This window comes from Frankia casuarinae (genome assembly GCF_000013345.1).
Taxonomy (GTDB): domain Bacteria; phylum Actinomycetota; class Actinomycetes; order Frankiales; family Frankiaceae; genus Frankia; species Frankia casuarinae.
In genome coordinates this window covers 315560-328289 of sequence record NC_007777.1, presented here as the reverse complement: position 1 = coordinate 328289, position 12730 = coordinate 315560, and the positions used below count along the sequence as shown (strand labels likewise).

The window sequence follows — 12730 nt, the reverse complement described above, 5'->3', positions numbered from 1 at the left end:
AACCTCGCCGCGTGCACAACCTAGCCACGCGCACAACCTCACTGCGTGGACCTCACCAGCAGATCGCGGAACGCCGTGTAGTTGGCGACGACGTCGACCACCTTCTCGTTGGCGGCCAGGGCCGCGTCCCGCGCACTGGCATACACGCTGTGCGGCACCTCCGCATAGGCCAGCCGCACGCTCATGTCCTCCTTGCGCTCCCCGGTGACCAGCACCTGCCGGCCGGCGAGCCGTTCGAACGGCACGTCCCAGATCCAGGACGGATCCCGCCCGTCAGCGGTCTGGGAGTTGAAGTCGATGACGACAGGCCGCGGCGGCGCGTCCGCCAACAGCTCCATCATCTCCACCCAGCCAGCGGGGTTCTTCGCCAGCAGCAGCCGGCCTCGATGGCCCTCCTCGCCGAGCGCCACCTCCTGATAGCGACCCTGCACATCGCCCAGGCCGGTCATGGCCGCAAGCGCATCCTCGATCTCGACGCCGAACTCCCGGGCCGCGGCGGCGGCCATCGCCGCGTTGCCGAGGTTCACCCGTCCGGGCAGATCGAGCCGGGCCTCGATGGTGCGGCCGTACCAGAGTAGTTCCCGGGAGCCGGTGACCGCGACGATCGGCTCGGGCCTGGCCAGCCCGCACTCGGACCACCAGCCGCTGCTGTTGCGGTGTAGCAGCCGGGCGCACTGCGGGCAGACCATCGCGTCCGCCGTCCAGTTCTGCCCCGCCGACACCCAGACCTGCCGGTGCCAGCCCGCCGCCGCCCAGGCCACCAGGGGATCATCGACGTTCGCGACCACCGTCGTGTCGCGCAGCTCCGAGCCGAGCTCGCGCCACATGGCGGCGATGCGCCGCGTCTCGTTGGACCGGTCGAGCTGGTCACGGCTGATGTTCAGCAGCAGGACCACCCGCGGCGAGATCTCCCTGGCCACCTTCGGCAGCCAGATCTCGTCCACCTCGAGAGCCGCCGCCGCGTCAAACGGCGGCCGGGACAGCGCGGCCAGCACCCCGGGCGCCATGTTCGCCCCGCCGCTGTTCGACTTGACCGGCCCCAGGGTGCCCAGGGCCCGGGCAAGCAGCCTCGTGGTGGTGGTCTTGCCGTTGGTGCCCGACACGCAGGCGGTCATCCGGTGGGAGCCGACCTCGGCGAGCGCCGCCGGGGATACCCGCAGCGCGAGCTTGCCACCGATCATCTCGCCGGAACCACGGCCGAGCCGGCGTGACGCCTCGGCCGCCAGGCGTTCAACGGCGAGCGCGGCCTGGGTCCTGGCGGTGAACCGGCGGGGGATTGATGTCGTCATCGCGGTTTCTACAGTGCCACGACGGCACCGGGCGGCGAAGCCCGCCCCGTCTTCTGTTCCGATAGATCCCGGTCCAGTCCCCGGTCATCGGCCCGGTACCACCCGGTAGCGCCCCCGGACGGGGGTTTGTTCCAGCCCGGACATTACCTCACGTGAGCTGGCGTTACCCATAGTCCGTTGGGGAAGGTGTCGACCGGACCACCGTCGCGGAATCGACGCGGCATCGCGGTAGAACTCACCTGACAGGGTGAACCGGAATACCCACGGCCGCCCCCACAGGTGAGAATCACAGGCGGAACACGGCTGGTCGGCGCGGGTGCGCCGGTTTGGCCACCGGGGGCCGCGCCGGGCGGGCATCCCGGACCGGCACGGCCGGCCCGGGTCCGCCGCGCGGTTGCAGAAGGGACGTGAGGGCGCACAGTGACCACGAAGGCAATCGCGATCGCGCGGGTACACGGCCACTGGTCGGTGCACGATCTCGACCCGGCCGACGTCGACGACCTCGACGCCCTCACCGACATGATGCGGGATCTGGGTGATGGCCCCGTCGTCGCCTTCCTCGAGGAGGACGACGAGTACCTCGCGGTGGTCCGGGTGTGTCCCGACGACCCGGATCCGCAGGTCTTCCTCTCCGATCGCCGGGTCCTGGTGACCTCCGACCTCGCCGAACGCCTGTTCGCCGACGCGCTGCCCTCGATGGCGGGGCTGACCACCCCGGACGACGAGGATGACGCGTCCGCCGTCACCCATGCCGCCCCCGTGGGCGATCTCGATCTACTCGGCGATCTGGGCACCCCCGCGGAGGCGTTGTTGGAACTGATCGGCGAGGAGGGGATGCTGCCAGGCGATGTGATCAGCGCGCTCAGCGAACGGGCCGGGGCGGGGGAGATCCTCGATGACGCACGTGGCTGAGCCCACCGCTTCGGTCCCGCGCCGCCGGCCCGCTGATCCGGGATGACCGATCCCGACGAGTACCCCCGGGCGGGCGCTCCCGCCCGGCTGAGCGGTCCGCCCGGACCGGACCGCTTCCACGAGGCGATGGGGCTCGCCCTGCGCGAGGCCCGCCTGGCCCCGGACCACGCCGACGTCCCGGTGGGTGCCCTGGTGGTGACCGAGGACGGCACGGTGCTCGGGCTCGGGCACAACGAGCGGGAACGCGGCGCCGATCCCACCGCCCACGCCGAGATGATCGCCCTGCGGGCGGCCGCGCGCCGGACGGGTTCCTGGCGGCTACCGGGAGCCACCCTCGTGGTCACGCTGGAGCCCTGCACCATGTGCGCGGGGGCCCTCGTGCTCGCCCGGGTGGACCGCCTCGTCTACGGCGCGGTTGACGAGAAGGCCGGGGCGGTCGGCTCGCTCTGGGACGTGGTGCGGGACCGGCGGCTCAATCATCGACCCGAAGTGGTCGCCGGGATCCGCGCCGACGAGTGTGGCGCCCTCCTGGCGGAGTTCTTCGCCGCGCGCCGGCGCCCGGCGGGGCGCTAGCCGGCACACCGCCGCCACGCTCGCCCGGTTCGGGGCGACGGGCCGCAGCCTCGGCGCCGTCGGACCCCTACACACCCCGGCGAACCGGACTCTCGCGACGTCCGGTAGGCTAGTCCGCGGTGGAGTCGCCTAGTGGCCGAGGGCGCACGCCTCGAAAGCGTGTGAGGGGGCAACCCCTCCGTGGGTTCAAATCCCACCTCCACCGCCCTAGCGGCACGTCTCGCTCTTCGCGTGCTGGCCGGGCCCGCACAGCGGTCCCGGAGGATCAAGCCCGGGCACCGGGCCGGCGGGGAGACCGGACGGCGGGGAGAGGGAGCCCATCGCGGCGAGGATCAGGCCATCGTGGCGAGGATCGCGCCGATGTCGTCAACGGTGGTCCGCGGGTTGACGATGGCGAACCGGGCGACGGTCTCGCCCTCGTGCACGGTGGGCGGAACAAACGCGAAACCGTCCCGCAGCAGGTTCTCGCTCCACCGCTGGTAGTCCGCGGCCTGCCAACCCAGCCGACGGAACACCACGATCGACAGCTGCGGTTCCCGCACCAGCTCGACGTAAGGCAGCGCGGCGATCTGGAGCGCGGCCGCCCGGGCGGTCGCCAGCGTGGACTCGATGGCCCGGCCGTAGGCCAAGGTGCCATGCGTCGCCAGCGAGAACCAGAACGGCAGCCCGCGGGCCCGCCGGGACAGCCCGATGGCGTAGTCCGACGGGTTCCAGGCCCCCGCCGAATCCAGGACCTCGAGGTAGCCGGCCCGCTGCGGGCCGTGCGCCGCCCGGGCCACCGCCGGATCGCGATACACCAGCGCGCAGGCATCGAACGGCGCGAACAGCCACTTGTGCGGATCGACGATGAACGAGTCGGTCTCGGCGATCCCGTCGAAGAGAGAGTGGGTCGATGCGGCGGCGAGCGCGGCCAGCCCGTAGGCGCCGTCCACATGTACCCACAGCCCGCGGGCCTGACAGACGTCCACCACCCCGCGGATGTCATCGACGGTGCCGAACTGGGTGGTCCCTGCGGTCGCCACCACCGCGAACACGCCGTCGACGGCCTGGGCGCCGTCCTGCTCGGCGAGCCGGTCCAGCGCCTCGGCCAACAGCGGACCGGTCAGTCGTCCGGCGTCATCCGTCGGCACGACGACGACCTCGGTGTCGAGCACCGTGGCGGCCTGGTAGAGGGAGGAGTGCGCTTCGGCCCCACAGACGAACCGCCATCGCGGTGGAGTCGGCCGACCGGCGGCGGTCAACCGGCTCCGGGCGGCATGCCGGGCGGCGGCCAGCGCCGACAGGTTGCCGACGGTGCCCCCCGGTACGAACAGCCCACCGGCGCAGGCGGGGAAGCCCGCGAGGTCCGACAGCCATCGCAGCGCCTCGTTCTCCGCGAAGACCGCGCCCGCGCCCTCCATCCAGCTGCCCGCGTAGATGGACGACGCCCCGACCACCAGATCGAACAATACAGCCGCCTTAGTCGGAGCGGCCGGGATGAAGGCGAGATTGCGGGGATGATCCGTCGAGATACAGGCGCGGGACAGCTCCTCGTCGAACACCTCGAGAGCGCGACGGCCACCGATGCCCTCGGCGGTGATCGTGGATCCCACCGCCGCCGCCAACTCGTCCCATGACAATGGCGCGTCCAGCGGTACCGGATCGAATCCGAGCCGGACGCGGGCAAAGTCACATATCGCGCGGACGAGGTCGGCAGCCTGCGCGTCAAACCGATGCACAGGCGGAGTCTAGGGTCGGCCATGCCCGGACATCGGGCAGCTCACCCCGCCGCAACACCGGCGTTTCCGGGTCAACCCCGAGTTCACACCGGCTCGTCGCGGACCGTCACAAGTCGCCCGGGTCGGGTGATCTCCCGCGACCCGAGGGACGACGCGAGGCTACGCGTCCTGCTTGCCGCGCTGACGACGGAAGAGGAACCCGCCACCAACCAGGGCAACCAACAGAACAATCGCTCCGACACGCTTCACAACAAACCTCCACGATGAGGACCCGGCCTACGGGACGACATGCCCGGGCGTCCATCCATATACCCCATGGACGCCGCGGAAGGTGCCCAGACCCGCCGTCCCGGGGGACGAACGGCTGACACATCCTCATGCCATCGAAACCGAGCATGCCATGAAGTGGTCCCAGGCGTGCGACCGGACCGCCGGACAAGCCGACGCGTCCTACGACAGCACGATGGACACGTGTCGTATCGCGGGGCAATCTTCACGCGGCCCGGCGTTTGGACGGTGCTTTCACAGTCGCCCTCATCGCACCCGTTCGGCGACAAGGGCTGCGAGGATGTCGGCATGGCAGGGCTCGCCCGGCGGGCACCAGCAGGCCAACCGCTTACCAGCCAGGTCGGGCAACTCGGCGAGCCGCTCCGACCGCGAGTAGCGGCGACCGGACCGGTCGTACCGGACATCCGGCCCACTGCCGGTCATCCACGCCGCGTACAGCTCTACCGCCGCGGACCGCCCCCACTCGCGCTGGTCGAAGGGATTGCCCCATCGGGTCGGCCGGGCGACCACGACCACGTCGTCGGGCCTGCGCCACCCGGCGGCGCGGGAGAGCCGGACATGGGACTGTGCGACGGTCATCATCGGAGGCCTCCCAGCTCGACGACATCCCTGGCGCCGCCCAACTCGCCCGGATCGTCGGTGAGATCCAGATCGTCGGTGAGAATGGCGTGCGTGGATGGTACGGACACCACCATCCCCCCGCACGGGGTTCGCAACCGATCGGCGCGGACCGGGCCGGCTGTCCGTGCCGATCAGGCCACCTCACCGCCGATCCACGTACCAGAGGAGCCACATCGGGCCCGGGAACCAGTGGACGGTCCACGTTCGGCGGACCCGATTCAACGCCACCCCAATAAACAAGCAATCTCTGTGCAATAACCACACAATAACCGTACGTAAGTATTCGGCGATGGCGTGGAGGGGCTGGTTCCGCCGTGTGGCGGTGTCGTGGCTGTGGCGGGAGTCGGGCGGAGTGTCCGCGGGATGCTGGTGGGGGGTTGTGGGCTCTTCGTGATACGTCGGGTGTAGTTCCTGATACCGAGGACGCTGGTGATGTGTCCTGGGTGGTGTGTCTGTTCTGTCTGTCACCGATGATGTCACCGAGGTGGCGTACTGGCGTGGGCGTGCCGAGCGGGCCGAGGAGTGTGCGGAGAAAGCCGAGGCCCGTGTCGGGCAGCTGCAGCTGCGGGTCGAGGAGTTGAGCGAGCAGGTCGCGGTGCTGTCCCGGATGCTGTTCGGTCGTTCCTCGGAGAAGACCGGCCCGTCGTCGGCTGTGGATGAGAAACCAGAAGATCGGCAGGATTCGGGCGGTGGGGATGCCGGCCGGCCGGCGCGTCAACGCGGGCAGCGGCCGGGGAGCCGGGGGCATGGCCGGCGGGACTACTCGCATCTGCAGACCCGCGAGGAGATCCATGATGTGCCCGAGGTCGACCGTGCCTGCCCCGGGTGTGGGGTGGCGTTCACGCCGTTGGGGACCGACGACAGCGAACAGGTCGACTGGCAGGTCGTGATCACCCGGATCGTGCATCGGCGGCGGCGGTATCGGCGGTGCTGCACATGTCCGGGGCCGCGGACAGTGACCGCGCCGGTGCCACCCAAACCGATTCCCAAGGGCCGGTTCACCGCGGGGTTCCTCGCCCGCCTTCTCTACGAGAAGTATGTCCTGGGCCTGCCGTTGCACCGGATCGCTCGGGCGCTGGCCGCCGCCGGGCTCGGTGTTGCCGAGGGCACTCTGTGTGGGGCGTTGAAGGACGTGCATGGACTGCTCGGCGGGCTCGATGAGCAGATCGTGGCGCGTAACGCCGCCGCCGGTCATGTCCACGCGGACGAGACGACGTGGCGGGTGTTCGAGCGGGTCGAGGGCAAGGACGGGACCCGCTGGTGGCTGTGGGTGTTCGTCGCCGCCGACACGGTGGTGTTCCGGATGGACCCGACCCGCTCGGCTGCCCCGGTCGAGAAGCACTTCGGGATCGACCGGGCCGCCGGGGCGCTGTCCGACGGACGTCGCCTCGTCGTCTCGTCGGACTTCTACACCGTCTACCAGTCCCTGGGCCGCGTCGACGGAGTCGACCCGCTCTGGTGCTGGGCACACATCCGCCGGTACTTCATCCGGGCCGGGGACGCCCACCCCCAACTGCGGTACTGGGCCGACCAGTGGGTCGCCCGGATCGGGATGCTCTACCTCGCTCACCGCGCCCTCGCCGCCGAGCAGCCCACAACCGGCGGCTACCGCGAGGCCGCCGGCGCGTTCGAGGCCGCGCTGAGGGCGATCGACACGGCGCGGCGCGCGGAGGCGGCGATCCACAGCCTGCACCCGGCGGCGAAGAAGGTCCTGGCGACCCTGGACCGGGAATGGGACGGGCTGGCCCGCCACCAGGACTTCCCCGACCTGGATCTTGACAACAATGCTGCCGAGAGAGCGCTACGGACCCCGGTCGTCGGGCGGAAGAACTACTACGGCGCACACGCTGAGTGGGCCGCGCACCTCGCCGCCCGGGTCTGGACCATCGTCGCCACCGCGGAGCGTAACGGCCGTGAACCCCTCGCGTTCCTGACCGGCTACCTGAACGCCTGCGCCACAGCCGGCGGGAAAGCACCCGCCGGCCCCGCCCTCGAACCCTTCCTCACCTGGCAGACCACCACCCAGACCGGCAGCCCTCCCAGCACCGACCCACCCCAGGACGGCCCACCCGACGGGCCCGAGCCCTAACCCCACCCACAAGCCGAAAACCACCCGACCGGCAACACCGGCCGGGCCTTCGGCCCGCCCACCCACGCCATCACCGAACTCTTACAACCGTACGATCGTTAATCGTGTGATCGTTGCAGTAAGAAACGTGCCGGAGGCACGGGAACAGCGCAAAAGGGGGCAGCCACAACCATCCAGCCATTCCCCCTTTACTTTCCGTACACCGGAAATTTGATAACGGGTAAAGTACATTTTTTCGACGCGACGAGGTTGCCGTCCCGGCCCTTCTGGTGATATCTCGCGGCGATGCGGCGGGATCGTTCCAGGGCGCCGACGGGACCGGTTGCGACCGGGCGCCGACGAGTATCCATGCCGCCTGCCGGAGGTAGGACAAGCGGCGCATAGAATGTCCGCGAGAATGTGCGCGGCAAATGCGGCGAGTCCTGGGGGCGATGGTGGCACGAGTCTTCGTCAGCCATGCGGGCTCCGACGCGGAGCTGGCCGACAGAGTGCATCAGACGCTGACCCTTCTTGGCCACCGGGTGTTCCTCGCTCAGAACATCCGGGTGGGCGTCCAGCCCGGCGACATGTGGAAGGATCGGTTGCACCGCGAGCTGCGAGCCGCCGACGCCGTGGTCTGTGTCATCACCAACGCCTACAACGCCTCCCCGTGGTGCGCCTACGAACTGGGAATCGCCTACGAGGTCGGCAGCCTGCTGCTGCCGCTGCGCGTGGAGCCGACGGTCACCTCCCCGCTTCTGGAGGACCGGCAGCACGTTCACCTGCACGAGAATCCGGGGTGGGCCGACAACCTGAACATTGGGCTGCGGCGCGTCGAGGCCGGCGGCGGGCTGGGCTGGGCGGACGACCGGTCCCCGTTCCCGGGTCTGCGGCCGTTCACCCGGGACATGGCCAAGGTGTTCTACGGGCGCGGCAACGAGCTGCGGCGACTCACCCACCGGCTACGCTCCCTCGGTGAACAGCGTCTGCTACTGGTGGTCGGCGCCTCCGGATGCGGCAAGTCGTCGCTGGTCACCGCCGGCCTGCCGGCCCAGCTGGCGGGCGAGCCCGGCTGGGAGGTGGCCGACCCCTTCTGGCCGGGCCGGGACCCGGTCCGCAAGCTCGCCCACACCCTGACCCAGGCTGCGAGGCGTGTCGGCCAGCAGTGGGCGGTCACCGACATCGACCGGCAGCTCAGGGAGGACGACCTGGCCCTGATGGGGCTGGCCGAGGAACTTCTGACGGCCGGCTCCGGCCCGGTGCGGGACAGCCTGCTGCTACTGATCATCGATCAGGGCGAGGAGCTGTTCACCCGATCGGACGAAGAGGAACGGGCCCGGTTGGCGACCCTGTTGCGGCATGGGGTCACCGGTCCCGTGCGGGTGGTCATGGCGCTTCGCTCCGAGTTCCAGGACCAGGTCTTCGCCCTGCCCGAACTGAGCGGCCCCCCCGAACAGGGCGGGGTCAACCTGCACGTCTTCCCCCTCCGCCCGCTGGCCCGGGACATGCTGCCGGTCGTCATCACCGAGCCGGCCCGGGTAGCCGGCCTGCACGTGGAGCCGGAGCTGGTCGCCAGGATGGTCGCGGACACCGAGGACGGCGAGGCGCTGCCGCTGCTGGCGTTCACGCTCCATGAGCTGGCCAAGGACCAGACCCGCGGCGGCACCCTGTCGATGGACCGGTACCACGAGCTGGGTGGCGTGCGGGGGGCGCTGGCCCGCCGCGCCGACGCCGTCCTCGACGACGCCGTGGAGACGAGCGGGCTGGGCCGGGAGGAGATCCTGGTCGGCATGGCCGAGCTCGCCACGCTCGACGAGGCCGGTCGGCGGACCCGCCGACGCATCGACCTCAAGGACCTGCCGTCCGACGCGTTGCGGAGAACCTTCCAGGTCTTCGTGAACCAATGGCTGCTGTCCACCCCCAGCGACAGCCTGGGGACCGCCGTCGGGGTCGTCCACGAGGCGTTGCTGACCGCCTGGAAGCCACTGGATGCCGTCATCCGGGAACGGGAAGCCGCCCTGCTCAGTGAGGGCAAGGTCGAGCGCGCCGCCGCCGAGTGGGAGCACAACGACGGCCCGCTCTGGGACGAGGACCGGCTGACCACCGCCATCACGACGCTGTGGCAGTCCTATGAGCGTTTCCGCGCCGGTGAGGAGCCGGTGGTCCATCTCAAACCGGCCGGGCGGAGGTTCATTGACGCGTGCGACCAGCGGATCGAGGAAGCCCGTCGCCAGGAACGTACGCGCGTCGAGGCGGCCCGCCGCCGGGAACGTCACGAACGTCAACGCCGCCAGCAGGTCATCGCTGTCCTTTCCGTGCTCCTCGTCTTCACCGTCGTCGGGGCCGCGGTCGCCACCTGGCAGTCCCTCACCGCCCGGCAGGCGCAGCGCACCGCGGAACGGGCGCAGCGCACCACCGAACGGGCGCGGCACGCCCTGATCACTCACACCCTGCTCGCCGACGCCGACGCCGCGCGGGCGACGGACCAGGTGCGCGCGTTACGACTCGCCATCGCCGCCGAGGACATCGACCCCGGTACCGGTGGTGCGGCCGGCGGTAAGGCCGCCAGTGGTGAGGCCGCCAGTGGTGAGGCCGGCGGTAAGGCCGACAGGGGCGCCGACAGCCGGGCGAACTTGCTGCAAACCCTCGCCGAGGACCCGAACCCACTCGCCAGCCGCGGCGATCCCGTCACCTCGGTGGCGTTTTCCCCGGATGGACGCATCCTGGCCGTCGGCGGCGCGAACGCAACGGTCGTGCTGTGGGATGTGACGGAGGGTCAACATCGTCGGATCGACCCGCCCCTCACCGGCCAGCACAGCGGGATCACGTCGGTGACGTTCTCGCCGGACAGCCGGAACCTCGACGCGACCGGCGTCGACGGGACGGTGCTGCGGTGGGACGTCACCGACCCAGACCGGCCACAATTGCGGGGGCGTGTGAACGCCGCCGCGGCCCTCCCCACGCCGTGGGATGCGTTCTCCCCGGACGGGCGCCTCAGAGCCACCGGCCAGGACGGATCAATCATGCTGGCGGATGTCACCGCCCCGGATCGGCCCCGGCCGCCCAGCATCCTTCTCGCCGACCCCGGACCGGTCCGGGCCGTGGCCTTCTCCCCGCACGGGCAGGTCCTGGCCGCGGTCGGATCTGGCCGGAGGGTATGGCTCTGGGATACCAGCGTCACCCCGCCGCGGCAGATCGGGCAGCCGCTGACCGGGCACACCCGCTCCGTCCTGTCGCTGGCGTTTTCCCCGGACGGCGGGACGCTGGCCTCCGGCGGCAACGATGGCACCGTCCGGCTGTGGCGGCTCGCCGCGATCGACGCGTTCCGCCGCAACGGCGTCGTCGAGTACGCCTGCCACGAGGCCCAGGGCGGGCTCGACCGGTCGGCGTGGAGCTTCCACATTCCCGGCCTGCCCTACCAGGACACCTGCGCGGGGTGACCGCCGGCGGCACCGGCGGCTACCTCGGCAACGACGGCTACCTCGGCAACGACGGCAACGACGGCAACGACGGCAACGTCCAGGTGTCGAGGCGTTCGGCGATGTTGTTCGTGCCCTGGCGCCGCCCGGCGATCCGCCGGGCGTCCGCGAGGAACCGGTGGGTCCGCGTGACCATCACGGCGTTCGGCCGGTGCTCGGAGATGTCCAGTGCCTCGGTGACGAGCGCTTCAGCCTCGTCGACGTGGTGGCGGTACAGGGCCGCTGTAGCCGCGGCGATCCTCGCCATCGACCGCAGGCCGGTCGCCCCGGCGACATCGAGATGGTGCACCGAGGCGTCGGTATAGACCGATGCCGCGTCCGGCTGGCCGAGTTCGACGTACGCTGCCGCGGACAGTTCGGCGAGCGTCAGCATGTGCAGGGTGTCGATCGAGAACCCGGGGTTACCCGACTGCGCGCGACTCAGCGTCCCCTGGATGCGCCAGGCACGATTGATCGCTTCGTGCACGCCCGCCCGTTCACCGAGCGCGCCCAGGGTACGGGCCTCTATCGCCGCGGCGCGGCTGGCGGCCGGCGAGCCCGCACCGACGTGGGACGTGGCGGCGCGGGCCAGCGCGAGGGCGGAGGTCAGGCGGCCGGACTTGCGGGCCAGGGAGCTCTGCCACAGCCGAACCCAGCACTGAAGTGTCCGGTCCCGCGCCTCCTCGGCGTGGCCGAACGCCTCGGCGAACGCGGCCGTCGCCCCGGGGATATCACCGAGGTCGTGGCGGGTGGTGGCCCACAGGGCGGCCAGGCGGCCGGCGGCGCGGTGCAGGCGGGCGTCGACGGCGGTCGGGTGCCCGCCCTCGGCGAGCAGGGAGCGGACGGCCGGCAGATGCCGGCGTAGGTACACGCTCGTCGCGCCGATCGGAGTCCGCTCGTACGCCCCGGTGATCTGCTCGATGCGGACGTCGATGTGGTTCAGGACGTCCTCGGACGCGATCACTCTCGGGATCACTCGCCCGCTCCGGACCATGAACAGCCCGGGTGGCAGGGATGCCCCCGCCGCCAGCCGGAGGAACCGCCGTCGATCGGACTCGTCGCCCATGCCGCACCTGCGCTTCGGGATGTCGCCCGCCTCCCATGACCATGATCCGTCCGTGGGCAGTCGAGAAACGGGTCATCGTCCATGGTCACGCCCCGTCTTCCATGATCATGCCCCGTCTGCCGGTCCGACTGCACACTCGCTGGACGCTAGCCGGGGCGGCCGCCCGCCGGAAGCGGAAACACCCAGCACAACGTGGTCTCCCGCGGCCTGCGGGCCACGGCCCACGGCGTCCCACGGCGGCACCGGTCGACCCGGCGCAGGTCACTAGCCGTGACTTTTGCACCGGCGGAGCCTCAGTGCGGTCGTGGCAGCCGCCCGCCGGCAGCCGGCCGCGACGGGCGAGGTCGGCGGTGATGTGGGTGAGGTTCGCCGCGTTGTGCAACCGCCAGCGTTCCCAGCCGGGAGTGCCCTTGCGCACCCGCTCCGGCCGGACGTCCGCGGCGTCGGTAACGGTCTCGAAGGGTTTCTGCTCGTGCGGCCGCACGTCCGTGACGTGGCTCAGCCCCTGCGGTGGGGTGCCGACGAAGCCGCAGCGCAGGATGCGGATGGCGGCGAGCAGCCGGTCCACGAGGGCCGGCTCGCAGAGCACATCGTCGTCGAGGTAGAGCACATATCGGCCGCGGGACGCGTCGAGCAGGAACTGGCGCTGCTCCGCCATGCCCCGCCACATCCGCCCCCGGTGCACCTCGACGGCGCCGCCCCGCGGTGTAGTAGCTGGTGGACATCCGTACCCCAGG

General features: G+C 70.9%; 9 protein-coding genes and 1 tRNA gene. 5 read left to right on the top strand and 5 right to left on the bottom strand.

All coding sequences use genetic code 11. The features are described from left to right. Positions 1-38 precede the first annotated feature (38 nt). Entirely contained in the window at positions 39-1289 is a 1251-nt protein-coding gene (locus FRANCCI3_RS01420; protein WP_011434748.1) for a MurT ligase domain-containing protein, read from the bottom strand. Between the two features lie 420 nt (positions 1290-1709). Here FRANCCI3_RS01420 and FRANCCI3_RS01415 point away from each other — a divergent pair, with 420 nt between their 5' ends. The 3 genes from FRANCCI3_RS01415 (at position 1710) to FRANCCI3_RS01405 (ending at position 2979) form a co-directional block, all read left to right on the top strand. Beyond that, entirely contained in the window at positions 1710-2201 is a 492-nt protein-coding gene (locus FRANCCI3_RS01415) for a tRNA adenosine deaminase-associated protein (RefSeq protein WP_011434747.1), read from the top strand. A 42-nt stretch (positions 2202-2243) separates the two neighbouring features. After that, positions 2244-2774, top strand: coding sequence for a tRNA adenosine(34) deaminase TadA (gene tadA / locus FRANCCI3_RS01410; protein ID WP_011434746.1), 531 nt, complete (start codon positions 2244-2246; stop codon positions 2772-2774). Between the two features lie 118 nt (positions 2775-2892). After that, a tRNA-Ser gene (locus FRANCCI3_RS01405) sits at positions 2893-2979 on the top strand. Positions 2980-3106: 127 nt separating this feature from the next. On the opposite strand, the gene FRANCCI3_RS01400 is transcribed toward FRANCCI3_RS01405, so the two are convergent. After that, entirely contained in the window at positions 3107-4492 is a 1386-nt protein-coding gene (locus tag FRANCCI3_RS01400) for a pyridoxal phosphate-dependent decarboxylase family protein (protein ID WP_011434745.1), read from the bottom strand. A gap of 534 nt (positions 4493-5026) precedes the next feature. Next, positions 5027-5362 carry a DUF4326 domain-containing protein gene (locus FRANCCI3_RS01395; RefSeq protein ID WP_023840114.1) on the bottom strand — a complete coding sequence of 112 codons (336 nt, stop codon included), beginning with the start codon at positions 5360-5362 and terminating at the stop codon, positions 5027-5029. Positions 5363-5849: 487 nt separating this feature from the next. On the opposite strand from FRANCCI3_RS01395, the gene FRANCCI3_RS01390 reads away from it, so the two are divergent. Continuing rightward, on the top strand, positions 5850-7490 hold the full coding sequence (locus FRANCCI3_RS01390; RefSeq protein ID WP_011434743.1) for an IS66 family transposase: 1641 nt from the start codon (positions 5850-5852) through the stop codon (positions 7488-7490). Between the two features lie 410 nt (positions 7491-7900). Next, positions 7901-10909 carry a TIR domain-containing protein gene (locus tag FRANCCI3_RS01385; protein ID WP_236701431.1) on the top strand — a complete coding sequence of 1003 codons (3009 nt, stop codon included), beginning with the start codon at positions 7901-7903 and terminating at the stop codon, positions 10907-10909. Positions 10910-10946: 37 nt separating this feature from the next. On the opposite strand, the gene FRANCCI3_RS27240 is transcribed toward FRANCCI3_RS01385, so the two are convergent. Next, positions 10947-11993: a hypothetical protein gene (locus FRANCCI3_RS27240; protein WP_011434741.1), complete on the bottom strand. Its 1047-nt coding sequence runs from the start codon at positions 11991-11993 to the stop codon at positions 10947-10949. Positions 11994-12078: 85 nt separating this feature from the next. After that, entirely contained in the window at positions 12079-12663 is a 585-nt protein-coding gene (locus FRANCCI3_RS25805) for a glycosyltransferase (protein WP_011434740.1), read from the bottom strand. Between the last annotated feature and the right edge of the window lie 67 nt (positions 12664-12730).